The organism is Clostridium mucosae (genome assembly GCF_024622765.1).
Lineage (GTDB): Bacteria > Bacillota > Clostridia > Clostridiales > Clostridiaceae > Clostridium.
This window is the reverse complement of the sequence record NZ_JANKAF010000001.1, coordinates 192,734-218,411: the sequence shown is the minus strand read 5'-3', so window position 1 is coordinate 218,411 and position 25,678 is coordinate 192,734. Positions and strand designations below refer to the sequence as shown.

The 25,678-nt window shown below is 26.5% G+C and carries 25 protein-coding genes, 1 riboswitch and 1 other annotated feature; of the genes, 3 read left to right on the top strand and 22 right to left on the bottom strand.

Features of this window, described 5'->3' with window-relative positions:
- Window positions 1–33: 33 nt before the first annotated feature.
- The 10 genes from NSA50_RS01070 to NSA50_RS01025 form a co-directional block, all read right to left on the bottom strand.
- Window positions 34–525: a MogA/MoaB family molybdenum cofactor biosynthesis protein gene (locus tag NSA50_RS01070; RefSeq protein ID WP_257442312.1), complete on the bottom strand. Its 492-nt coding sequence runs from the start codon at window positions 523–525 to the stop codon at window positions 34–36.
- Window positions 525–1,100 (bottom strand): molybdenum cofactor guanylyltransferase, encoded by a 576-nt coding sequence (locus tag NSA50_RS01065; RefSeq protein WP_257442310.1) that lies wholly within the window; start codon window positions 1,098–1,100, stop codon window positions 525–527. Before NSA50_RS01065 ends, NSA50_RS01070 begins: the two co-directional genes overlap by 1 nt.
- An 8-nt stretch (window positions 1,101–1,108) precedes the next feature.
- Window positions 1,109–2,314 carry a molybdopterin molybdotransferase MoeA gene (locus NSA50_RS01060; protein WP_195263980.1) on the bottom strand — a complete coding sequence of 402 codons (1,206 nt, stop codon included), beginning with the start codon at window positions 2,312–2,314 and terminating at the stop codon, window positions 1,109–1,111.
- A 202-nt stretch (window positions 2,315–2,516) separates the two neighbouring features.
- A riboswitch (molybdenum cofactor riboswitch) is annotated at window positions 2,517–2,653 on the bottom strand.
- On the bottom strand, window positions 2,645–3,154 hold the full coding sequence (gene mobB / locus NSA50_RS01055) for a molybdopterin-guanine dinucleotide biosynthesis protein B (protein WP_257442308.1): 510 nt from the start codon (window positions 3,152–3,154) through the stop codon (window positions 2,645–2,647). It overlaps the preceding riboswitch by 9 nt.
- Window positions 3,155–3,338: 184 nt before the next feature.
- The gene (locus NSA50_RS01050) at window positions 3,339–4,562 is read right to left on the bottom strand and encodes an NAD(P)/FAD-dependent oxidoreductase (RefSeq protein ID WP_257442306.1); all 1,224 of its coding nucleotides are present in this window, start codon (window positions 4,560–4,562) and stop codon (window positions 3,339–3,341) included.
- Window positions 4,562–4,969 (bottom strand): 4Fe-4S dicluster domain-containing protein, encoded by a 408-nt coding sequence (locus tag NSA50_RS01045; protein WP_195263977.1) that lies wholly within the window; start codon window positions 4,967–4,969, stop codon window positions 4,562–4,564. The genes NSA50_RS01050 and NSA50_RS01045 overlap by 1 nt, the downstream gene beginning before the upstream one ends.
- A gap of 11 nt (window positions 4,970–4,980) precedes the next feature.
- Window positions 4,981–7,065: a molybdopterin oxidoreductase family protein gene (locus NSA50_RS01040; RefSeq protein WP_195263976.1), complete on the bottom strand. Its 2,085-nt coding sequence runs from the start codon at window positions 7,063–7,065 to the stop codon at window positions 4,981–4,983.
- A 206-nt stretch (window positions 7,066–7,271) separates the two neighbouring features.
- Window positions 7,272–7,871: an ATP-binding cassette domain-containing protein gene (locus NSA50_RS01035; protein WP_195428436.1), complete on the bottom strand. Its 600-nt coding sequence runs from the start codon at window positions 7,869–7,871 to the stop codon at window positions 7,272–7,274.
- Window positions 7,864–8,616: an ABC transporter permease gene (locus NSA50_RS01030; protein WP_207738468.1), complete on the bottom strand. Its 753-nt coding sequence runs from the start codon at window positions 8,614–8,616 to the stop codon at window positions 7,864–7,866. Before NSA50_RS01030 ends, NSA50_RS01035 begins: the two co-directional genes overlap by 8 nt.
- The gene (locus NSA50_RS01025; protein WP_195428438.1) at window positions 8,606–9,601 is read right to left on the bottom strand and encodes an ABC transporter substrate-binding protein; all 996 of its coding nucleotides are present in this window, start codon (window positions 9,599–9,601) and stop codon (window positions 8,606–8,608) included. Before NSA50_RS01025 ends, NSA50_RS01030 begins: the two co-directional genes overlap by 11 nt.
- 192 nt (window positions 9,602–9,793) lie before the next feature.
- Between NSA50_RS01025 and NSA50_RS01020 the strand changes: the two genes are divergently transcribed.
- Window positions 9,794–10,786, top strand: coding sequence for a DUF4003 family protein (locus tag NSA50_RS01020; protein WP_195263972.1), 993 nt, complete (start codon window positions 9,794–9,796; stop codon window positions 10,784–10,786).
- A gap of 20 nt (window positions 10,787–10,806) precedes the next feature.
- On the opposite strand, the gene NSA50_RS01015 is transcribed toward NSA50_RS01020, so the two are convergent.
- The 6 genes from NSA50_RS01015 to NSA50_RS00990 all read right to left on the bottom strand — a co-directional run bounded on the left by NSA50_RS01015 (window position 10,807) and on the right by NSA50_RS00990 (window position 16,401).
- On the bottom strand, window positions 10,807–11,748 hold the full coding sequence (locus tag NSA50_RS01015) for a ribonuclease Z (protein WP_257442295.1): 942 nt from the start codon (window positions 11,746–11,748) through the stop codon (window positions 10,807–10,809).
- Between the two features lie 208 nt (window positions 11,749–11,956).
- Window positions 11,957–12,664: a purine-nucleoside phosphorylase gene (deoD, locus tag NSA50_RS01010; protein ID WP_195263970.1), complete on the bottom strand. Its 708-nt coding sequence runs from the start codon at window positions 12,662–12,664 to the stop codon at window positions 11,957–11,959.
- Window positions 12,665–13,141: 477 nt separating this feature from the next.
- A complete protein-coding gene (locus NSA50_RS01005; RefSeq protein ID WP_257442294.1) occupies window positions 13,142–14,440 on the bottom strand; it encodes a bifunctional folylpolyglutamate synthase/dihydrofolate synthase in 1,299 nt (432 codons plus the stop codon).
- A 2-nt stretch (window positions 14,441–14,442) separates the two neighbouring features.
- The gene (locus NSA50_RS01000; RefSeq protein WP_195263968.1) at window positions 14,443–15,237 is read right to left on the bottom strand and encodes an ATP-grasp domain-containing protein; all 795 of its coding nucleotides are present in this window, start codon (window positions 15,235–15,237) and stop codon (window positions 14,443–14,445) included.
- On the bottom strand, window positions 15,234–16,127 hold the full coding sequence (locus tag NSA50_RS00995; RefSeq protein ID WP_257442293.1) for an ATP-grasp domain-containing protein: 894 nt from the start codon (window positions 16,125–16,127) through the stop codon (window positions 15,234–15,236). Before NSA50_RS00995 ends, NSA50_RS01000 begins: the two co-directional genes overlap by 4 nt.
- A gap of 28 nt (window positions 16,128–16,155) precedes the next feature.
- Entirely contained in the window at window positions 16,156–16,401 is a 246-nt protein-coding gene (locus tag NSA50_RS00990; RefSeq protein ID WP_195263966.1) for a hypothetical protein, read from the bottom strand.
- A 273-nt stretch (window positions 16,402–16,674) separates the two neighbouring features.
- Here NSA50_RS00990 and NSA50_RS00985 point away from each other — a divergent pair, with 273 nt between their 5' ends.
- Window positions 16,675–17,106, top strand: coding sequence for a hypothetical protein (locus tag NSA50_RS00985; protein WP_257442290.1), 432 nt, complete (start codon window positions 16,675–16,677; stop codon window positions 17,104–17,106).
- Between the two features lie 184 nt (window positions 17,107–17,290).
- Here the strand turns inward: NSA50_RS00985 and NSA50_RS00980 are convergent, their stop codons facing one another.
- The 3 genes from NSA50_RS00980 to NSA50_RS00970 form a co-directional block, all read right to left on the bottom strand.
- Window positions 17,291–19,933, bottom strand: a complete 2,643-nt coding sequence (locus NSA50_RS00980; RefSeq protein ID WP_257442289.1) for a valine--tRNA ligase — start codon at window positions 19,931–19,933, stop codon at window positions 17,291–17,293.
- 239 nt (window positions 19,934–20,172) lie between these two features.
- Window positions 20,173–20,395, bottom strand: a binding site (T-box leader).
- A gap of 112 nt (window positions 20,396–20,507) precedes the next feature.
- The gene (locus NSA50_RS00975; RefSeq protein WP_257442288.1) at window positions 20,508–20,633 is read right to left on the bottom strand and encodes a CPC_1213 family protein; all 126 of its coding nucleotides are present in this window, start codon (window positions 20,631–20,633) and stop codon (window positions 20,508–20,510) included.
- 96 nt (window positions 20,634–20,729) lie between these two features.
- On the bottom strand, window positions 20,730–21,674 hold the full coding sequence (locus NSA50_RS00970; RefSeq protein WP_257442287.1) for a carbohydrate kinase family protein: 945 nt from the start codon (window positions 21,672–21,674) through the stop codon (window positions 20,730–20,732).
- A gap of 275 nt (window positions 21,675–21,949) precedes the next feature.
- On the opposite strand from NSA50_RS00970, the gene NSA50_RS00965 reads away from it, so the two are divergent.
- Window positions 21,950–22,306: a tetratricopeptide repeat protein gene (locus tag NSA50_RS00965; RefSeq protein ID WP_195265539.1), complete on the top strand. Its 357-nt coding sequence runs from the start codon at window positions 21,950–21,952 to the stop codon at window positions 22,304–22,306.
- Between the two features lie 36 nt (window positions 22,307–22,342).
- On the opposite strand, the gene NSA50_RS00960 is transcribed toward NSA50_RS00965, so the two are convergent.
- The 3 genes from NSA50_RS00960 to NSA50_RS00950 are packed head-to-tail and all read right to left on the bottom strand — an operon-like array spanning window position 22,343 to window position 25,327.
- Entirely contained in the window at window positions 22,343–23,413 is a 1,071-nt protein-coding gene (locus NSA50_RS00960; protein WP_195265541.1) for a transglutaminase-like domain-containing protein, read from the bottom strand.
- A 23-nt stretch (window positions 23,414–23,436) separates the two neighbouring features.
- Window positions 23,437–24,072: a recombination regulator RecX gene (gene recX / locus NSA50_RS00955; RefSeq protein ID WP_195265543.1), complete on the bottom strand. Its 636-nt coding sequence runs from the start codon at window positions 24,070–24,072 to the stop codon at window positions 23,437–23,439.
- Window positions 24,073–24,088: 16 nt separating this feature from the next.
- A complete protein-coding gene (locus tag NSA50_RS00950; RefSeq protein ID WP_257442286.1) occupies window positions 24,089–25,327 on the bottom strand; it encodes a M16 family metallopeptidase in 1,239 nt (412 codons plus the stop codon).
- Window positions 25,328–25,678 lie beyond the last annotated feature (351 nt).

Below are 25,678 nucleotides of genomic sequence, written 5' to 3'. Positions count from 1 at the left end.
AGTTACTCATTTTTATAATTTTTTTGAATGAACTTATTTTCTTGCACATTCTTTTGCTTCTCCAATTAATATACCAATTCCATGTTTTAACTCGTCTAATATAAAATCTAAAGCTTCTTCACATGCTTTTGGACTTCCTGGTAAATTTACTATTAAAGTATCTTTTCTTATTCCTGATACTGCTCTAGAAAGCATTGCTCTTTTAGTTATTTGAAGACTATACATTCTTATAGCTTCACATATTCCAGGTGCCTCTCTATCAATTATTTCTTTGGTTGCTTCAGGAGTTATATCTCTTTTTGAGAATCCAGTACCACCTGTACTTAATATTAAGTTCACCTTTAATTCATCACTCATATTTATAAATTCTTTTTTTAACATTTCCTTTTCATCAGGTACAATAACCATCCTTTCTACTTTAAAACCTGCATTTTCTATTATTTCTTTAATAACAGCTCCACTTTTATCTTCTCTTTCTCCTGCGTATCCTTTATCACTACTTGTTATTATTCCAACAGTATACATTAAATCTCCTCCAAGTCTTTATAATCATTAACTGTATTTATATTTGAAAAATCTATCTCATTTAACTTCTCGTATTTTTTATCTTCTAATACTTTGTATTTTGTTGACATTATAAATTTTTGCAATTTATTTTCATTTTTTATTAAAGCATTTTCAATTTTAGGTATTAACCTCTTAGAATACACTGAACACAAAGGTTGTAGCTTTTCATTAATTTTAGGAATTAGAACCTCGTATTCTTCATCCACATTTCCTATTAAATTTAAAGTCTCTTTTGTAATTAAAGGCATGTCACAAGCAATACATAAAACTTTATCATTTTTTGAGTTTTTAAGTGCTGAATGTATTCCACATAAAGGACCATTTCCCAAGTATATATCACTAAATACATTCAATGAAAACTTATTATATACTTCTTTATTATTTGATATAATAATAATTTCATCAAAATCTTCTCCAGCACTTATTATATTTTCTATAAAAGTTTTTTCTTTATAAAGTAATAATGCCTTATTATTATAATTCATCCTACTACTTTTTCCACCTGCTAAAATAGCTAATGTTTTATTTATCATATATTCTCCTAAAGCTTTATAATATCTACTAAATCCCCTTGATTTTTTCCATTATTATTAGCTTCTATTTCAATTATACAATTTGAGTTTATTGTAGAACTAAGTATTCCATTTCCTGATTTAGTTTGTGTTATATGTACATATTGTTTGCAATTGTCAACTTCTACATATCCCCTTATGAACCTTCTTTGAGGACTTTTCTTCTTTATGTCTTGTGATAATATTGCTTTTTCCCTATTTATTTTAATTTCTTTATATCCAGATAATTTCTCAAGTGTTGGTTTAACTAATAATTCAAAAGTTGTTAAAGCTGCTGTTGGATTGCCTGATAAACTAATTACAATTGAATTATTTACCTTGCTACATAAAACTGCTGAACCTGGCTTAATAGTTATCTTCCAAAAAAGTTTTTCTCCACTTGTTGTATTTATAGCATCTTTTAATAAATCTTTCTCACCAACAGAAACTCCTCCAGTTGTAATTATCAAATCAACTTTCTTTGAAATTTCTTCTATATAACTACCTATTGCATTAAAATCATCATTTATATGATTTATATATTTGGCTTCATAGCCTAATTCATTTATTCTTGATAAAATAGAATATTTATTACTGTTATAAATTTTTCCTTTTTCTAATTCTAAGCCTATATCCATAACTTCATCACCTGTACTAATAAAAGCTATTTTAGGCTTTTTATATACATTTACTTTCTTTAATCCAGAACTAGCTAAAATTCCAATATCAGCATAATCAAGCTTTTTATTAATATTTAAAAGTAAAGCTCCTTTTGAAATGTCTTCTCCCTTTATACAGATATTTTCATTTTCTTTTACACTTTTCTTTAAAATAATATAATCATCTTGTAAAATTACATCTTCTTGTTTTATAACAGCATTTGCTCCCTTAGGGATTGGTGCTCCTGTCATTATTCTAATTGCTGTATTTTCTTTTACAATACTACTACAATTTCCTCCAGCATAGACTTTATCTATTACCTTTAATTTTTTATTGTTTGATTCAGTATCTCTAGAAATCAATGCATACCCATCCATTGCCGATTTATTAAAAGGTGGATTATTAATTTGAGAATATACATTTTCACCTATTACTCTATTTAATCCATTAATTAAATCTACCTCTTCTATATTCAAATTATTTACGTTATTATTTAGTATTTCTATTGCTTCTTCTAATGATATAAAGGATTTCACTTTTTTCCTCCTTTAAAAAGTTGATGTGTATAAATTTTCTATTCAAAAAAAGCCTATTACCCATAAATTTGGTGAGTAATAAGCTTTTAATTTAAATATAAATAAACACTGTAATAGTGCTAAAATCAACTTAATTATAAACCTCAAAATAAAATTAAACTTAATATTATTTTAAGACTTATATTTCTATAAGTATAATATATTTAAATCAACTTATTTTCCTTCCCAAATCGTGGAGATGCTATCTTTTCAAATTAACACCCTGTGAATATAAAATTCAGGCATAGAATCCATAGATTAATCCTTAGGTAAACTATGCTCAAGAAAATATTATTGATAATTTTCAAATTTAAATTCTTTTTCTTTTTCTATTAAATTAGCAAGTTCCTTAAAATTATCTTTATTTATAACTAAGGCATCATTTAAATTTAAATTTACATCACTTGCTACTGCTATAAGATTATTCTTAGTAGTTATTATTTTACTACTAACCCCACTCCTATATACTTCTATCTTTCTTAAATTACTTTTCTTATATCCTTCTACTAAAATTATATCCTTATCCTTTGCCATATTTATAAGATCATATAAGTTAGTTTCATGTTTTAATTCCTTTATTATTGCAAGTCTAGAACTTGAAGATATTATTACAGTTTCTGACCCTGCTTCTCTATGTTTATATGTATCTTTTCCTTTTTTATCAATATCAAATCCATGAACATCATGTTTTATTGTTGCTATACTTAAGTTTCTACTTTTTAATTCTCTTATTAGTCCTTCCATTACAAATGTTTTTCCTACATTTGACTTTTCTCCAACTATATTAATAACCTTTGGCATATCTTTCATCCTTTAAGTATATTTTTGTAACCATTAATATCTATATTTAATTTTAATTATATATGTTATTAACTATTATGTTCTAGATTTTTTATAATAATCCTTCTTTTATGTACACTATTATTAAAAATTTTAATTTATATGGAAATTAGTTTTAATACTAATTTCCATATAAAGTTTATTATTAATAAGTAAATTCAAAATTCTTTTTTATATTGAAGAAATCTGCATAATCTATATCAAATATATTTTTTGTTACTTTTGATATATCTATTTTTTCTTTTATAAGTTGTGTTAATACACCTGCATAAGATAAATCACCTTGAATTATTGCTCCATAAATCTTACCATCTTTGTGTATAATCTTTTTATAGTTTTCACCATCAATGCTTATTTCAACTTTATAAGTTTCATCCTTTGGCTCTACATCCCCTAAAGACATAGTTGCAATACCAACAAAATTCATAGTATTCTTGCTTCCAAAGAAATCTGTCATTATCATTTCTTTTCCTAACATGTTATTTGCAGCAATTATACCCTCTTTCACTGCTGTTGGCCAAATTGGATTTCTTCCAGTTACATCTCCAGCACCATAAATATCATCAATATTAGTTTTACCTTTTTCATCTATTATTAATCCAAATCTATCACATTCAACATTGCTATTACTTAAGAAATTGATATTAGACCTTACCCCTGTTGCTACAATAACTAATTCACATGGTATTTCTTCACCAGTATTGATTAATAATGCTTTAGGATTTTTATTTTCATCTAATATTAGTTTTTCTGCTTTAACACCAAGTTTTAAATTTACACCTTTTTCTTCAAACTTCTTTTTATAAACATCTGAAGTATATTTATCTAGCTGTATAGGTAAAACTTTATCTCCCATTTCTACTAAAGAAACATTAACTCCTGTATCTATAAGTCCACTTACTGCATCTATTCCAACAAGCCCAGCACCTAATACAACTACGTTTTTCACCTTAGAAGCTTGTTCTTTTATAAGTATTGCATCTTCTAAATTTCTAAGACCAACTACATTATTTCCTTCTCTTAACCCTTCAACAGGTGGAATGAATGATGAAGCTCCACTACAAATCATTAATTTATCAAAGTTTAAGACTTCATTGTTTGATAAAGTTAAAGTTTTACTTTCATCATTTACACAAGTAACCTCAACATTATTTATCCATTGTATATCGTATTCTTCAAAGAAATTCTTTGATGTGAAATTTAATTGTTCTACATTTCTATGGTTTGAAATATAGTGATGTAAAATACATCTTGAATAAACTTCTGTATCTTTTGAAATTAATATTATTTCTGCATCTTTATCTAACTCTCTTAATGTTTTTGCTCCACTAATTCCAGCTGCTGATGCTCCTATAACTATATATCTCATTAATTAGGTACCTCCTCTAATGTAATAGCTGCCATTGGGCACTTTTCTACACATTGTGGTGTTCCCTTATCTTTACACGCATCACATTTCATTATTTCCTTATGAACTCTACTATCAGCTTTTAAAACTCCATAAGGGCATGCCATTATACACATATAGCAACTTGCACAGTGTTCTTTATTGTAAGTAACTAATCCAGTTTCCTTATCTTTGCTCATTGCACCAGTCATACATGTATAAACACATTCTGGTCTATCACAATGTCTACAAAAAATCGGAGCATATTTTCCATTACTATCTATTGTTATTCTACTTCTTGTATCTTCTGAATTATGAGAAACAATACATGCAGTTGTGCAAGTTAAACATCCAACGCATTTCGATCTATCTATTTTTATTCTCTTCATATTGAATCCTCCTATTTCTTAGAAATATTTACTGCAACAGTTTTGAAAGATGGTTCTTTTGAGTAAGGATCATAAACTGAAGGAGTAAGTGAATTTGTTTCAATATAATGCATTGGTGCATATATATGATTCTTTTTCACATTTTCTGAGTAAACAACATTAAACTCATTAGTTTTCCCATTTTGTGAAGTTATTTTAACTCTTTCATTTTCACTTATATTTAATTCTTTTGCTAGCTCTGGGTTCATTAAAACATATGATTCCTTGCTGTAAATTCTATTATGTTCTATTTCTCTAGATCTAACTTGAGTGTGCCATTGTCCTACAGTTCCTCTTCCTGTATTTAATATATACGGGAATTCATCTGAAGTCTTTGTTGGATTTTCTGCTATATCTTCAAAATGGAATTTAGCCTTCTTAGATGGTGTATAATAGTTACCATCTTCATAAAGTCTTCTTTCATCTTCTTCTAGAACTTGTCCTTCTTTAAATGGCCATTGAACTCCTCTTGAACCTTCCATATTGTTACCTTCTAACATTTCATAAGTAACTCCTGTTATGTCACAAGGCATTCCTTTAGAACATTTTTTTAATAGTTCAAATACATCTCTTGGAGTTTTCCAATTATCAAGTAAACTTCCCATTCCTAATGCTTTACCTATATTAAAGAATATTTCAAAATCAGATAATTCGCCTTCTTCTTTTGCTACTACTGGATTAACTTTTGATAATCTACGCTCAGTATTAATTAGAACTCCTTCTTTTTTAATAGCTGGAACTGAAGGTAAATATAAATCGCAAAGCTCTGCAGTATGTGTATCCTCATATATATCTTGTACTACTAAGAAATCTAAATTTTCTACTGCCTTTTTGAATTCATCATTATTTGTAAAAGAATGTCTTGGATTTGTACATATTACCCATAATCCTTTAATTTCTCCTGCAATTGCTTTTTCTATAATAACGTTATACGGAAGAGTAGGCTTAGTTGCTAATACACTTTCATCAACTTCTAGTGCTTCTGCTACAGCTTTTCTTCTTACTGGATTATCAAAATCTCCACCGCCATAAAGTCCTGCTGTATTACTGAAAGCTCTTGATCCCATAGCATTACATTGACCTGTTAAGGAATTTGCACCTGTCCCTGGTCTACCTATATTACCAGTAATTAATGCTAAGTTAATTATAGATTGTGCAGTTCTTACTGCTTGATATCCTTGGTTTACACCCATTGTCCACCAGAATGATACTCTTTTACCATTATGTATTATTTCTGCAAGTTCTAAAACTCTTTCTTTAGATATTCCTGTTTCTTCTTCAACATTATCTAAGGTAAATTTAGATACATGATTTTTAAATTCTTCATATCCTTCTGTATGTTCCTCTATATATTTCTTATCAATCCAATCATTTTGAATTAATACATTTGCTAATGTATATAATAGAACTAAATCAGCTTTAGGTTTAATATCTACCCATATATGAGAATTTATTGCTGTTTCAGATTTTCTTGGATCAATAGTTATTATTTTTGCATCCTTATTTTTTCTTATTCTTCCCCAAAAAACTGGATGTGCTATAACTGGGTTAGCTCCAATTAAAACAATTGTATCTGAAAGCTCAGCATCATTCAAAGTATAAGGAGGAGCATCAAAACCAAAACTTTGCTTATGCGCTACTACTGATGTTGCCATGCATAATCTTGTATTACCGTCTCCATGCATCCCCATATAATTTCTTCCAACATGTCCAAGTAAAGCCATTTCTTCAGTTGTCATTTGACCAGTACTGATATATGCAACGCTTTCTTTACCATACTTAGCTTGAATCTCTGTCATTTTTTTAGCAAAGACTTGGAAACCTTCGTTCCATGATATTTCTTTCATTTCGCCATTTGCATCTCTTAATAATGGTGACTTTCTTGCCTTAATTTTTGTTTGTTGCTTGTCCAGACTTAATCCTTTTATACAACAAAACCCCTTATTAACTGGATAATCAACAGTAGGTGAAACCTTTTGAATTTTACCATTATCTACATAGAAATCTATGTTACATGCTAAAGCACATAAATTACAAGTTGACTGAATTTTTTTCATATAACTTACATCTCCACTTCACAATTTCATAAACTCACTATATTATTTTATGATTTCTAATTCTATCATTAACTACCACTAAAAACCGTGACAATTATCACATTTTTATCATCGATTGTTATATAATTAACAAATTATTAAAATGTATTCTTATTTATACTTCCAAAAAAATATTATATAAAAAAAGAAGCATGCTCACACTTCTTTTACACTTTAATTATTTCTTTTTTTACCGGTTCATTTTTTAATAATATTATTTTATTTGTAAATTCCCTTGCTTCATTTATATCATGGCTTATAATTATAACTGTTTTCTTATTATCGCAAAAATACTTTTTTATTAGTTTAATAATATTTTCTTTATTCTCCTTATCTAATCCTTTAAAAGGTTCATCCATAATAAAGATATCCCCATCATATATTACTGCTCTAGCTATGTTAACCCTTTGCTTCATGCCTCCACTTAATTCATGAGGATATAATTCTTTGCAATTTAATAGATTCATATTTTGTAATATATCATTAATTTTTATTTTTCTTTCATCTTTATTTAATTCATTTTTAATTACAATATCTAAATTCTTATATATATTTTTCCAAGGTATTAATCTATTTTCTTGAAAAACAACACTAACCTTAATTCCACTTGAAATTAATTTATCTTTTATATATTTTATTAAAGTGCTTTTACCTATACCTGATTCACCCATTATAAAATTTACATTATTCTCCTCAAAACCTATAGAAAAATCATCATATAAAACTCTATCATTAAACTTTATGTTTATATTATTAAAGTTAATCAACTATATATCTCCCACCCTTAATCAACTTGCTTGTAAAGTAAATAATTATCTTATCAGTTATATAGCATAATATAGCTACTATAATTATCCACGCAAATATACCTGATGTATTAAAATTAATTTTTTCACCTTGAATTGCAGTTCCAATTCCATACAATGGTTGCCCATAAACTTCTCCTGCTATAACCACCTTTAGTACTAAAGAAAATGTTGAGGTTGCTATAGATGAAATACTAATGATAATTGATTGAATATGTACATTTAAAAGTTTGTCTAAAAAACTAACTCTAAAAGTTTCAACCATATCATTTAATTCACTATTTCCATTCAAAATTGAATTCACAGTTGTTTCATATATTATAGGAAATGAGATAATTATTCCTATTAAATAAGGTGCGTAATTCTTATTTAGCCAAATTAACGCAATCAATATAAAAGCTATTGTTGGTATAGATTTTAATATTGAATTTATTGGATATAAAAAATTATATGCAAATTTATTGAATCCTGAAACTATTCCTAAAACTATTGCTATTATTAAAGCAATAAAAAAGCTTATAATCCCTCTTAGCAATGAGTTGCTTATATTTAATAAAAAATTATCTTCTTTTACTATTATAAAAATTTCATCTATTATCTCACTTATTTTAGGCAAGTAAATAGAATTATTAATTCTATTTGATAAAAATATCCATATCGCTACTATTATAAGTAGCGATATAAATATAATCTTTTTATCCTTCATAGAAGAAGTCTTCACCTGGTATATTTTCTCCTATTGATTTCGGGTTTTCACTTTCTAAAACTTTAAAATAATTTATATAGTCTTCTTTACTATCTCTTGCCTTTGAAAAGTTTATATTACTATTGTTTATTGATTTCTCTATTATAGAAGCTTCAACCTGTGATCCATTTTCTACTGAATAATCTGCAGCTTCTTTATTGTTTTCATTTACCCATTCAATAGAACTATCTACTTTATCTATAAAATCGTTAAGAAAATCCTTATCATTATTTATTATCTCCTCTTTTACTATTATACTTGCTTGTGGAAATCCTTTTTCATTATCAAACCTTTCTTTCCATAAATCATTTAAACTAGCTATTATATTTATATTAGGATTTTTGCTTAGTATAGTAGTTAATGCTGGTTCAGGAACGACTGCAAATTTAGCTTTACCACTCAATATTGCTGGAGCTAACTCAGTGGATCCACCAACATAACTTAAGGTTACATCATTTAATATTCCACTTTCTTTTAATAAAGCTTTAAAAACTATATCAGGAGTTAGACCATTGCCTATATTATATATTTCTTTTCCTTTAATATCGCTAAAATCTATTTTCCCTTCAGTTGAAATTAAATATAGAGCTCCATATCCAGTTGTACCAACTAACTTATAACCTAGCCCTTTATTATAAGCTTGTGCTGCTAGATTAGATGGAACTATAGCTATATCCGGTTCTCCTTTCATAACTGAAGTTGCTAATGTATCTGATGTGTTTTCTATATAGTAATTAATTGAATAATTATCGTTAACTTGCGTATTTTCTTTTATCAATTTTGATATAGCTGTAGATGGAACTCCATTAGGGACAACTATTGATATTTCTTTTCTTGCTGTATCTTGAATTACATTTTCATCCACTTTTGCTTTACAGCCTGTAAACATTAAGAATATAGCTGCTATAAAGAAAAGGCTTAATTTGATTTTATTGCTTCTTCTCATTTTATCTACTCCTTCATCTTTTACTATATATTACCATTATATCATTAATCTTGATATACTCAAAACCAATAAAATCAATACTAACACTTCTTTATATGTTATTTTTTATTATATAAAATAGATTTTAATATCGAAATAATATTATTTTATCTATATAATATTATTATAAAATTTTGAAAGGAATGAAAATTTATGATAGAAAATAAAATTGAATTACTAATCAAAAATAGTAATAACTTAGAGAATGTAAAATCTACCTTTGGTATGGGTACATTTAAAAAATGTAATGCACTAAATTTAACATTACGAAATATTGAGGCAAATGTAGAAAAGATTAATAACTGCATAGATATAATTAAGAGTAATTCCTCTATTTTTTCTAACTTTAGAGGAAATAACCTATTAACTACTGCGGTTAATTTATCTATGCAAACTAATCCTGAAGAAAGCTTTAATGATATTATGATAATATATGACAAATTAAAGAATCATTTCTTCAACAATCAGTTTTTAGTTTTAGCTGCTCAAATAATATACAATTACAAAAATACAAATGATATTGATTTAATAGTTATAAATACTAGAAAAGCTTATGATACTATGAAAAAAAATCATTTATTTTTAACTGGTCAAGATGACATTTGTGCTGCAGCTCTTATTGCAACAACTTCCAATAACTTAGAGCAAACATTTATAGATATGGAAGAATGTTATAATATTTTAAGAAATAATGGTTTTTTTGGTGGTAATAATCTTCAAGCTTTATCTCATATACTATCACTTTTTGAAGGATTTCCAGAGGAAAAATGTAATAAAGTTATTTTATTGGATAAAGTTTTAAGGAATTACTCTGTTCCTTTAAAAGGTTATTCTTTACCAATTTTAGGAGTTGCAGCTGTTGCTAATACTGATTATGAAAAATTTGCTACTGACTTAAATTCAATAAATAATTCCTTAAAGAAACAACATGGATTTGGAAGCTTTACTTTAGGCCGAGATGTTAGAAATATGATTATAGCTTCTTTACTTTCATTAGAATCTATAGAAGATAATAATTCTTTAATAAAAGAAAAATTAATAGAGACAACTAACAATATATCTTTAAATATAGTTATTGTAATGCAAATAGCAGCAGCAACTGCTGCCACATCTGCAGCAGCAGCCGCTGCAGCTTCAAGTAATTAACTTTATCAAAACCTTAAAGCTTATTCTGTAAACTTTAAGGTTTTTGTTATTTCATCTTCACCAATTATTACATCACTAAATGCTTCAGTAGCATTTTCTAAATACTCGTTCGGATTTAACATAGCAGGACTAAAATGAGTTAAAAGCATTTCTCTTACATCACCATTCTTTGCTAAGCTAGCAGCTTCTCTAAAAGTCATATGTTTATTTTTTATAGCCTTTTCAATATCATTGTCATCTCCATAAGTACCTTCGCAAACAAACAAATCACTATTTTTTATAAAGCTAGCAATACAATTTGTTGGTCTTGTATCTGTAATAAAACTTATTTTAATACCTTTTCTTTCTTCTCCTAAAACCATTGTATAGTCATATTTAAATCCATCGTAAATTACTTCTTCTTCTTTTTGCAATCTATTCCACAAGACTTTAGGCACATTATTTTTAGTAGCTTTTTCTACATCGAATTTCCTTTTTCTTTTGAAGTAAAACCCATATCCTAAACAAGCTGCTGAATGTTCAAGTTCTATAGTTTTTAAAATCAAATCACTTTTTTCACTTATATCTAGTTCAATCAAATCCTTTTTCACATTAAAATATAATTCATTAGGGTTTTCTATTATATTTAAATCATAAGGTAAATAAGGTGCAATAACTCTAAGACTATTTACTACATTAGTAATTCCTATTGGACCAATTATAGTTAAAGGATTTTCTCTTCCGCTATTTCCTATAGTTGAAAGAAGTCCTGGAAGCCCAACAATATGATCACCATGGCAATGAGTTATAAGTATTAAATCTATAGCCTTAAATCCAAGACCCATTTTTCTTATTGCTACTTGTGTCCCCTCACCACAATCTATTAATATTTTTCTACCTTTATAATTTATAAATAGTGAAGATAAATTTCTATTTAGCATTGGCATTCCTCCACCACATCCTAATAGCGATATATCAATCAAATTAATCACCTTCTTTTCTAATAAACTTGTAAATTTAAAATTTATATTTTTAATAATTTTTATCTTAATCAATAACTTAATACCTATATTATTATTTATCATATTTTAAACTTATACTCTAAAATATAGCCTTTATTTATTAATACATATAAATTAATAAAGACAGTAGAGTAACCATCTACTGTCTTCACTTAAATTATATAAAAAATTATTTTGCTAGTTCTAAGGCTATTTCCATCATATCAGTAAAGCTTTCTTGTCTTTCTTCAGGACTAGTTTCTATTCCTTTAAATATATGATCAGAGATTGTTAATATAGCTAATGCTTCAACTCCAAATTTTGCTGCTAATGTATAAAGCTCTGCTGATTCCATCTCCACAGCTAAACAACCGTAATCAGCCCATAATTTTATTCCTACATTAGTATCATCGTAGAATAAATCTGAAGATAAAACATTACCAACTTTAATGTTTAATCCCTTTTCTTTTCCTTTGTTATATGCTTCTAATAAAAGATCAAAATTTGCTGTTGGTGCATAGTCCATACCTTGAAATCTTCTCTTATTAATTGCTGAGTTTGTTGAAGCACTTTGTGCTAAAACTATATCCCTAACATTAACATCTTCATTCATAGATCCTGCAGATCCAATTCTAATAAGTCTCTTTGCTCCATAAAATTGAATTAATTCATTTACATATATAGAATGTGATGGTAATCCCATTCCTGTTCCTTGTACAGATATTCTTTTTCCTTTATATGTACCAGTATAACCATACATTCCTCTAACTTCATTATAACAAACAGGATTTTCCAAATAATTTTCAGCTATAAACTTAGCTCTTAATGGATCTCCTGGTAATAATACTGTTTCTGCTATATCTCCTTCATTAGCCATTATGTGTAAATGCTTTGCCATACGTTAAAAGCCTCCTTAAATTTATAATTAATAAAATACTACCATATTTCTAAAAACAAATAAACCTCTTCATTTTAAAATCTTATTATTGTTATATTTATTATTAAAAATAAAATAATTTTTACTCTTCACCATATATTATTCTGCCAATTTACATAGTTAAATTAAGAATTATCCTCATTAATGATATGTATTAAATTGGAGATTTTATTATAATAATAAACTACAATTCTATTATATAAAAATCGGAAAGTTAATACATGTCATTAAGTTTAATTCACAATTTATAACAAAAGTGTAATTAATAAAATTAATTTTACTAATTGCGCTAAAATCCTACTTCATTTCCTATCACAGATGTTCTACTTAATGAATATACTCTCCAAGTAGCAACTAATTTATTTAAATTTAAATACTTATCTGTACCTGGGGTAGTTGTTGGTGGGTTTACTGGAGGATTTATTGGTACTTCTAACCTTATATATTATTAAGTTTCTTTCTTATTTCTCCTATCATATAAAGTGAACCAGCTGCAACTATTAAATCATCTTTTTTTGCTTTATTTAATGATAGTTTTATTGCATTGTCATAATCATCAAAAGCAATACAATTATTGTTATATTTTAATACTACTTTCTTTAGCTCATTTGCACTAGCTGCTCTTATTGAATTTGCAGTAACAGTGTACACTTCAGTAGCTACTGGTGCTATTATTTTAACCATTTCCTCGACATTTTTATCTGCTAAAATTCCAAGTATTAAATATATATTTTTATATTTAAAATACTCTTCTATATTTCTTTTAAGATATTCTATACCTGAAATATTATGAGCCCCATCAATTACTATATATGGATCTTTCTTTAAAACTTCAAGTCTTCCTTTCCATTTAACACTTTTTACGCCTTTATATAATTTATTAATATTTACCTTTATACAATTTAAATTTTGAAGCTCTTCCAATGCTTTAATTGCTAAAGATAAATTAATTATTTGATGTTTACCAAGCAAACCTAAATCTAAAGTATATGTATTATTATTAAAGTTTACTGAAACTCTTTGATAAGGAATATCACCATTTACTATTTCTAATAAACTAAAATCATTTGAATCTACAATAGTTAATTTAGATTTTGTTAATAATGCTTTACTTCTAATAATATCCATAGCTTCATCTTTTTGATTACAAGTTAAAACTGGAGTAGATTCTTTTATTATTCCTACTTTTTCACTAGTTATTTCTTGTATTGTATTTCCCAAAATATTTGTATGATCTAAGCTTATAGAAGTTATTATTGATAAAATTGGTGTAATTACATTTGTTGAATCCAGCCTTCCTCCAAGTCCTACTTCTATTACTCCAAAATCAACTTTTTTTCTATATAAATATAAAAACATAATACATGTTAATACTTCAAATTCAGTAGGATGTTTATATCCTTCTTCCACTACTTTATTAACATATGGCTTTATTTCTTTTAATAAATATACCAAATCTTCTTCTGGTATATTTTCATCATTTATTCTTATTGTTTCTTCTATTTCTTCTAAATGTGGAGAATTGAAAAATCCTACTTTATAACCATGTTCAATTAAAACTCTACCTAATATAGAGGATGTTGATCCCTTTCCATTTGTTCCTGCTATATGTATAAGCTTTAACTTTTTATGGGGATTTCCAAGTAATTCTAATAGCCTTTCTGTACGTTCTAACCCATAATTTGAACCTAATACTCTTAGCTCCTCTAAATATTTTAATGTTTTTAAATCTTTCATATTTATTTCATTCCTTTAACGCTGTTTCTTATATGTTCTAAAAATAATTCCATAGTATTATTTACACCTAAATGACTTAACATCCTACTTCCAACCGCATCTTCAAATTCATTGAATAATATTTCACCATTTTCTAAAAGTAAGAAATCAATTCCCCCAAAGTCTATATCTATATTATTTAGTATCTTTTCTAATATCTCCTTTTGCAAAGATGAATATTTATATACTTCAACATTGCCACCTCTTGAAAAATTAGATAAAATTTCATCTTCTTTAGGAAGCCTAATTACTGAATTAACTATTTTATTATTTATTATATAAAATCTTATATCCCCAACATAATCCTCAATAAAATCCTGATAAACATTTTTATTAAAATCTAAGGAATCAAAACCCTTTAATATATTTATACCTATTCCACCATGTCCATTTTTAGGCTTTTCTATTATCTTTTTATTTCCTTTTATATCCTCATTACTTCTATAAATCTTTGGATATTTAATATCTAAAGTATCCATAAAATTATATGCTTCTAACTTATCATTTCCAAGCCTACAAAAATTAAATTTATTAAATACTCTTAATCCTAATGATTCTAAATTATAAGTTATTTTAAAATTTCTAGATCTATTTATAGCAAATTTATATTTTGAATTTACAATTTTGTAATCTATATCTTTTGTTAATATAAGTTCCAAATCTAAATTATATTTTATTCCATCTTCTATTAACCAATTTATATAACTTTTATTTTTTTCTACATCTATTTCATCATAAATAACTAACCCTTTTATCATAAACATTCCTCTAATATATATTTTAATATCTCTGCACCAAAGCTTTTTCTCCAAAGTTCTTCAAAACTTAAGAAGTTTAAATTTGAATTTACCTCACATAATATAGGCTTATCATCTTCGCCGAATAATAAATCGACACCTGAAAAATCTAACCCTAATACATTATGAGCTTTTAATGCAATCTCTTCTTGTTCCTTAGTTAAATTTATTAATTTACCTTTTCCACCTTGAGATATATTAGCTCTAAAATCTTTATCAGATTCCCTAAGCATAGCCCCTATTACTTTATTTCCTATGATATTTACTCTTATATCTTTTCCATAACTACTTTTTATATTTTCTTGTATAATAAAGTCTACATTTCTTTTATTTAATTCTGTAACCTTTTTAATAAACTCTTCTTTATTTTTTATTAAATATACTTGCATTCCAAAAGAACCCTTTGATTCCTTTATTATTACATCCTTTCCAAGCTCATCAAAACATTTTACTAAATAATCTTCATTATTTAATAAGTAATCAAATATCATTGGTGATAATATTGTTCTTGGCATTTGTATATCATTATTAGAAAGTTCTAAATGCATTAACCCCTTATGATCACAGTATTCAATAGATTTACTTGAATTGAAGACTTTAAATCCCATCTTTTCTAAGTGCCTTGCTAATAATACATCTTTGTCCCAAAATATAATAAATCTTGGGCTTTCAAGCTCTTTTAAACATAAAAGCTCAGCTTTTCCATCATTATTATATGTAGGTATTATCTCTGTATTTTTAACTGCCTGTAATCTTATATTTAACTTTTCTCCTTCAGTTACTAAAGATTTTACAAGCTTATTTATTTTAGGAATATTTAACGTTCCATTATAAATTATCCATCCTGTCATAAGTAATCCACTCTTTCTATACTAATATTTATTTAATGCTTTCGCCTTTTTTCCATAACTTCTTGCCTAAAAAATACCCAATTATAATAAGTAAAACATTTATTATAATTGTAATAGTTATTAAAAATCTATTTATTATATTTATTTTATTTATCATTACTACTGGTATAAATATCAAATAAAATAATACTAATAAACTTACAATTAAATTTCTTATAAAGCTCTTTTGACCTAATGATTTAAATGGCTGCCACCATATATTAAAATCTTTCATTTTTATATCTCCTATTTTTTCATGATTATAAATAATTCTATCCTTTTAATGTATAATGTAAAATTTATATTATTTTTAAATTACTTTAAAAAGCTTTTGAATTCATCATAAACTATACGTTTTTAATTGTATAATAACTATTAATTACCCTACTTTTATCACTTTTAATTTTTTTTGTCAATATTACATCTTAGTTTATTGCTTTTTATTAATTGAATTTTATATTAAGGTACTTTACAATAATAAATATAAAACCTAAAGAAGGAGCTTATTATGAACAATTTAAATGAAGCATTAAAGTTAAATTTAGATAAAATATCTATTTTTGAAATAGATGAAGAAAAGTTAATAGAACTTAAGTCTTACGATTACTATATGCAAACAAATTTTTATTTTTGGTTAATTACTAAGATAAATTATTTTGAAAATGAAAAACTTTATGATGAGTTAGCATATGCTCATTACTTAATGTCTTACTTTATTTTTATTATCCTAACACCTTTATCATATGAAGATTTAGCATTTAATCATATTAATAAAGCATTAAAATATAAAGATGAACTTAAATATAAAGAATGGCTTCTTATTTTTTCAACCCTTCCAAATAACTTTATAAAAATATATGATACAATAAAAATTGCTGAAGAAGTTATTGAAAAAGATCCAAGTAGTACTTTAGCTAATACTATATTACAAATGTTTTAAAAACACTAAAGGCCCTAGCTTAAGCTAGAGCCTTTAATGCCTTTTATCTTATTAAATCTTTTATCTTAAATATTATAAACCAAATACTCTAAATTAGAAACAAAAATTTTCTTTAATAATAAAATAAATTCTTTTAATGTTGTATCGCAATGAATATTATTTTAATATCTAAAAATAATATATTCTATTTTAAAGTATCTATTCTAACTAAAACTGCATTAAGCATTTCTTGATATTTTTCTCTCTTTTCTTTTTCACCATCAATTACAGCTTGTGGTGCTTTAGCTACAAATCCTTGATTAGATAGTTTTTTATCTATTCTTTCTACTTCGCCTTCTAACTTTTTCTTTTCCTTATTTAATCTTTCAAGTTCCTTTTCCTTATCTACCAAATCTAAAAGTGGCATAAATAATTCTCCACCTTTAACAACTAGTGATACTGCATTTTCAGGAACCATAGTTTTATCATCTATAAATGATACTTCAGATGCAGATGCTAACTTTTCTATATAGTGAACTCCAGAAATAAATGCATCTTTTGCTTCACTTGTAGCATAGCTAATTACTTTAGCTTTTCTTGATGGTGGAACATTCATTTCAGCTCTTACGTTTCTTAAACCCTTTATAGCTTCAATTATAAAGTCCATATCCTTTTCAGCTTTTTCATCAGTTAAACTTTCATTGTATTCTGGCCAGTTTGAAACTACTATTGAATCACCATCTGTTAAAGTAGTATATATTTCTTCAGTTATAAATTGCATTACAGGATGTAATAACTTAAGTCCAGTTTTAAGAACATCATTTAAAACATTATAAACTATACCTTTTTGTTTTTCATCTTCGCCATATAACACGCCTTTAACTAATTCTATATACCAATCGCAGAATTCTGTCCACATGAAATCATATACCTTTTGAAGAGCAATTCCAAGTTCATATTTTTCCATATTTTCAGTTACTTCTTTAATTAAAGTATTCATTCTTGAAAGAATCCACTTATCAGCTAAGCTATATTCTTTGCAATCAGCATACTTTTCCATTACTTCTTTATCAAGATTCATCATAACAAATCTAGAAGCATTCCACATCTTATTTGCAAAGTTTCTAGCAGCTTCAACTCTTTCTGGAATATATCTTATATCATTTCCTGGAGAGTTACCAGTTACTAGCATGAATCTTAAAGCATCTGCTCCATATTCATCAATAACTTCTAATGGATCAACACCATTTCCTAGAGATTTACTCATTTTTCTTCCTTGAGAATCTCTTATAATTCCATGAATTAAAACTGTATCAAATGGAGTTTTATCCATATTGTGTATTCCTGAGAATATCATTCTTGCTACCCAGAAGAAGATAATATCATATCCTGTAACTAATACATTTGTTGGATAGAAGTATTCAAGGTCTTCTGTTTCATTTGGCCATCCTAAAGTTGAGAAAGGCCATAAAGCTGAGGAGAACCAAGTATCTAATACATCTTCATCTTGATGCATATGTTTTGATCCACACTTAGGACAAGTTTCTGGTGCATCTACTTGAACTACAATTTCTCTACAATCATTACAATACCAAACTGGAATTCTATGTCCCCACCATAATTGTCTTGATATACACCAATCTTGAATGTTTTCCATCCAATTGAAGTATATTTTATCAAATCTTTCTGGAACAAATTTAGTTTCATTATTTTTTACTGCTTCTATAGCTGGTTTAGCTAAAGATTCCATTTTAACATACCATTGTTTTGATATTATAGGTTCAACTACAGTTCCACATCTATCATGTGTTCCTACATTATGATTATGTGGTTTAACCTTAACTAATAAGCCTTGTTCATCTAAATCACTAACCATTTGCTTTCTAGCTTCATATCTATCTAAACCTTGATATTTTCCACCTAGTTCATTAATAACACCATTATCATCCATAACTCTTATTTGAGGTAAGTTGTGTCTAAGTCCTACTTGGAAGTCATTTGGATCATGAGCAGGAGTTATTTTTACAGCACCAGTTCCAAATTCAATATCTACGTAGTCATCACCAACAATAGGAATTTCTCTATCTGTTAGTGGTAATTTTAATGTTTTTCCTATAAGATGTTTGAATCTATCATCATTTGGATTTACAGCAACTGCTGTATCCCCAAGTAAAGTTTCTGGTCTTGTTGTCGCAATTTCTAAATGTCCACTGCCATCAGCTAATGGATAATTTATATGCCAGAAGCTTCCTTCTTTTTCTTCATACTCTATTTCAGCATCTGAAAGTGCTGTAGTACACTTAGGACACCAGTTAGTTATTCTATTTCCTTGATAAATTAAGCCTTCATTATATAGCTTAACAAAAACAGTTCTAACTGCTTTATTTAGATTTTCATCCATTGTAAATGCTTCTCTTGAGAAGTCACAAGAAACTCCCATTTTCTTTAATTGAGTTCTTATTGTATCTCTATATTCATCAGCCCATTCCCAAACCTTTTCTAAGAATGCTTCTCTTCCCATTTCTTTTTTAATTAAGCCTTCTTTTAAAAGTTCATTTTCAACCTTAACTTCAGTTGCAATAGATGCATGGTCTTGTCCTGGTAGCCATAAAGTACAATATCCTTGCATTCTTTTAAATCTAATAAGCATATCTTGAAGTGTATTATCAAGAGCATGACCTAAATGAAGCTTTCCAGTTATATTTGGTGGTGGCATAACTATAGAAAAAGGCTTCTTATTTTTATCGATTATTGGTGTGAAATATTTTTTTTCTTCCCAAAGTTTATAAATTCTTTCTTCGAACTCCTTTGGATTGTATGTCGTTGCTAAGTTTTTCTTTTCAGACATCCTTTTTGCCTCCTTTTTTATTTTATATAGACTAAAAGCTAATACCCTAAATTTACTTATATTAAAGTTAATAAAACTATATTAAATAAAAAAATTAAAGTATTTATATAATTTGAAGGTTCATATATTTTAGATTCACATAATTAATTTATAAATTCACTTTTGTAATTTAGAAATAAAACAAAATAGTTTAGTATATCTTAATATTTATTTTTAAGCAATAAAAAAAGCCCTCATCACAAAAGGACGAAGACTCGCGGTACCACCTTTTTTCTTAATACAAAAAAATTATATTAAGCTCTTTATTTATTAACGACTAAGAAAGCCGCCTTTACTTACTTTAGTTCAGTAAAGATGCTCAAAAGCTACCTTCGGGATACTCTAATATAGAAGGCTTTCAGCCTGTGACCTTCATTCTCTTTATATATTGTATTCCTTACTCCTCTTTATCATTGCTTTTATAATATGATTTTGTAAGGCTATCTTATAATATATTATTATTTTTGTCAATATTGTCCTTATAATAAAATAAATATAAAAGGTGCTATGATACAATAGCACCTTTTATTGATTACTAAATTATAAAGTCTCTTTTATCATGTTCTTTTGCTTTTGGTTCTCCAAAAGCTGCTTTTACACTTTCCACTTGTGGATTATGATTAATATGTTTCTTATGACTATTCTTTGATTTCTTACCCATTTCTTTCACCTCCAAGCTTATATACTTAGATTATGTAAAAGAAATTTATTTATTTTATTTAATCTTAAGAAAGAAAGTGAAAATATGTAATTATTATTATCCTTCAATCCACTCCATGTCTTCTATAAACTCATTAACAAAGTCTTCACTCATACTTGGATTAATAGTTTCTTCATGAGTTATTGTAACTGTTGACATAGCAATAGCGTATTTAACTGTATCCTTCATAGAAAGATTATTCATATATCCATAACCAACACCAGCTACAAAAGAATCACCAGCGCCAGTAACATTTTTAACTTCTACACTACTAGTTCTAATCTTTCCTTCTTCCTTAAAACTTTTATAATATATTCCATCAGCATCAAGACTTATAAATACATTTTCAACTCCTAATGATAAGAAATAATCTGCTGCTCTTCTTAAATCATCATCATTTTCAATTTTAAATCCGCATAAAACTTCTGTTTCTAGTCTGTTTGGCTTTACAGTATGAAAATATTTAATTAAATGTTTTATTTTTTCTGCTTTTGTAGCTGAAACTAGATCTAAAACAAATTTACTTTTGCCTTTAAAAGTAGTTAAAATATATTCTAAAAGTTCTGGATTATCTGAATCTAATATTGTATATTCAGCATTTTCAATTATATGAGATTTAGAATCAATAAAAGAAGTTTCCATCTTATCTAGGCTGTCCATATCTACTATGGCAGATTCCATTTCTCCATCTTCATTTAAAATTGCCATATATGTTGGTGTGTACTCATCTTCTAAAATCAATGAGTGCTCCATATTATATCCTATTAACCTTGAATTTTCTAGGATATTTCTTCCTTGGTCATCTCCACCTAAGATAGAAATAAATTCTGTATTAACATTAACTCTTGCTAAGTTTTCCGCAATGTTTCTACATACTCCACCTAAAGATATCTTGATATTTCCAGGTATTGAGTCTCTTTCATGATATTTTTTTCTGCTAAAACCTATTATATCTACTATTGATGCTCCTAATACTAATATATAAGGATTATTATTACACATACCATCTCTCCTGCTCTTTAAAATCCGTTACTAAAAAACATAAATATATTATATTCGAGAAATATAAAAAAATAAAGTCAATTTTACAAAGTTTGTCGAATTTTATTTTTTAATAATATTTTTTATCAATATATTTAGTTTAAAAATTTCTAAAATTTGCTACAATTTCTTTTAATATTCATATATTGAATATTAACTAATTTAGCTGTCAATACTTTAAATATAAAATACTTATTACGACTTATATACATATTAATTGTCGCTTGGAGGTAAAAATGAATTACTTTAATGAAGGTAATAAATACTATAATCTTAAAGAATATAAAAAAGCAATTGAATATTATACTATGGCAATTGAAAACAATGAAAGTACAGCATGTTCTTACTACAACTGCGGAGTTTGTTATATAAAACTTAAAAATTTTGATTTAGCAATATCAATGATAAAGAAAGCACTTGCTATGCAACAAGAAAGTAAATATTTCTTTAACTTAGCATATTGTTATGCAATGAAAGAAGAAGTTAAAAAAGCATTAATTTATTTTAACATAGCTTGGTCCTTAGATAGTTCAGATACTGATTGTGAAAAAGCAATAAATTTAATAATGTCTAAAAACAAAAAAGCATTATAACCTGTTTAAGGTTATAATGCTTTTTAACTTATACACTTAAAGCCATTCACCTGCTATTTGAGCATTTAAATGATCTTCATTGAAGTCTTTATTATCAAAGTAATCTCCTGCTAAATAAAATGTTGGATCAACATTAATCCAAATACCCTCATCTTTAAGATATACTTGATTCCATGCATGAGGTCCATAATTTTGACCATCAAATGCATCTCCAGTTACTATTCTACTTCCTAAATCAACTGATTTTGCCATAGCTACATAAAGACATGCATAATCAAAGCAAATCCCACTTCGAGTATTCCAAGCTTCAATGGCTCCACTATTAGTTACACCTTCCGGTCCTAATGCTTTTTCTGCTTTTGCAAAATCATATTTTATATTTGAGCCTATCCATGAATATAATCTTTTTGCCTTTTCTCTATCATTTTTAGCATTTCCTATTATTTCAAGTGCCTTTTCATCTATTTCTTTGGATGATTTAATACCATCCTCTAAAGTGACACCATTATAATATACTATTACATTAGAATTTACCGGAATATATTCTTTAAAATCATCGTAAGATAAAACCGGCTTATTTATTGACATTATATTTTCTAAAGTATTATATCCATTAATGCTGTTAAATAAATTGATTTTCATACTTCTTCCGAAGGTTGTATTATAAGTTATTATTCCCATAAACATTATTAAAATAATAACTAACCCTTTTAAAAATCCAAACAGTGATGAAAATAATACTATCCTTAATTTACCTTCGCTTAATAAGAATTTATAAGCTTTTGATAATGGTTCACTTAAACATTTTAAAATCCAATAAATAATAGTTTGTATAACTAAAAAAACTATTCCTAATACTAATGCTTTAAATAAATTATTATTTACTAAAGTAACATTAGAATTATCACTTACAAACTTTAATACTTCTAGATATATCTTATCTAAATTAGTAAGCATAATTAAAAATGTTATAAAAATAGAAAAATAATAAACTAATCTATTTAAAGAGTACTTAGCACTTCCTTCTTCTAAAGACCCTTGTATACTACCCTTTATTGAAAAAAGCATTAATATAGCACATAATATATAAGGTAAATATGTAACCATTAATGTCTCTCCTTTTTAATAATCTACATATCATCAGTATTTGTTACTCTTTTTACAACATATGATACTGTATCGTAATCATATCCTTTTGATAATAGAAATCTATATATCTTTTGAGATAACTTATATTTATCAGATTCTCTTTTTGATAAAACATTATACTTTTTTAGTGCCATATTATATGCTACTTCTTTTTCTTCTTCTTCATCTATATTAGATATTTCTCTTTCTATAAGGTTATCGTTAATACCCTTTTTTATTAGATCATATTTTATCTTCTTTTTTCCTTGTAGTCTACTTCTATCCTTAACATACATTTTCACATAATTTGTATCACTTAAAAAATTATATTCTTTTAAAAAACTTAAAGTTTTATCAATTGTTAAATTATCATATCCCTTTAATAAAAGTTTATCCTTTAACTCTTTTTCACTCTTATATGATTTTTCTACTATTCTAAGTGCAGCATTTTTGCACTTCATATAATTATCCTCTTTAGCAATAGATTTCATTTTTTCTAAATCAATTTTTTCATTTATTTTAAGTCCTTCTTTATATACTAGTTCTGCACTTAAAGAAAATGAATACTCATTATCAATATATATATTTACTCTTTCTTTGTTTCTCTTTTGTACCTCTATTTTTGTAATAATATTCATAATTATCTCCAATATTTTAAGATTTTAATATATGAATTGTTGGATTACATAAAACTTCCCTAGCAACTTCTTGAATTCTATTTATATCAAGAGAATGTAACTTTTCCATATCCTTAACAAATTCATATAAGTCTTCACCATCTAATCCTTGATGAAGCATATAATTACACAGCTCTGAAGGATCTTCTAAAGTGGAAATAACAGCTGTTTTATGGACTTTTTTCATAAGTTCTAAATCTCTTTCACCAATTGCTAAACTTCCACTTTTAACCCCAGATATTGTTTCATTTATTGCATCTACTGCAGCATTAAGGTCTTCTTCTCCAACTGCTGTATAGATATATAAAGTCTTAACACTATTAGTCATATCTATACTTGTATAGATATCATAAGCAAGTCCTCTTTTTTCTCTAACTTCTCTAAATAAAAGTGAGTTAGAGCTCTCTCCTAATCTATGATTTAAAATTCTAAGAGGAAGTTCTAAATCTCTATTTAAATTATAGAAAGTATATAAGTAAACTATTGTATTTTGTTCTATATTAGATTTGGTTGTTGTTATAGACTTACATATATTCTTTTCTTCTAAAATACTTTTTTCTATCTTTTCTCCTCGTTCCCATTCTTTAAAAACCTTTTTCACTTCATTTAATGCTTCATCATGATCATATGAGGATACTACTGTAACTAAAGCATTATTTGGAATATAATGCTTCTTATAAAAATTAATCAAATCATCCCTATTATAATTTCTTACATTTGCTTCAATTCCTGCTACATCATACTTTAACGGACTTTTATTAAATGCTACTTCATTTGTTCTCTTGAAACTTAAATCTTCAATATCGTCCTTGCTAGTTCTCATTTCTGCAAGTATTACTCCTCTTTCCTTTTCTAATTCTCCTTTATTAAATGCGGGATTTATAACCATATCGCCTAAAATTTCTATAGCATTTTTAAATTCCTCTTCCAAACAACTTATAGTAAACACTGTAGATGTATAATCTGTATATGCATTATACTCTCCCCCTAGAAACTCTAATTCATCACTTAATTCTTCATAACTTCTTTTTTTTGTTCCTTTAAACAGCATATGCTCTATAAAGTGAGAAATTCCCTTTTCATTCATATTTTCATAAAGTGATCCAACCTTAATTCCAACGTTTATAGCTGAAATTTTTGTATCTTTTTTTATTGTTATAACTTCTAATCCATTATCTAAAAAATGTCTTTCAACATCAAAATTCAATTTAAACATATTAATCCACCCATTCTTCATACTACTTTACTTATTAAAAATATAATATGACTATATTCTAAATACAATACTATAATTATATATATGTTTCAACTAAGAATCTACATTATTACTCTTTTTAAATCAAATAATTACTTATTATTTTTAAACAATTTACGCAAGAAGTAATTAATAACTATCTTTACTTATTTTTATGAAATTTTTCTCAAAATTAATACTGTTTTTCAATATAAAAATGTACTTAGCTATATAACAAGATAAATATTACTTTTTATTTAATTTGATTAATTAATCTTTACCACTCAAGTCTTGACATTTATAATTATATTAAAGAATTGATTATAGGGAGGG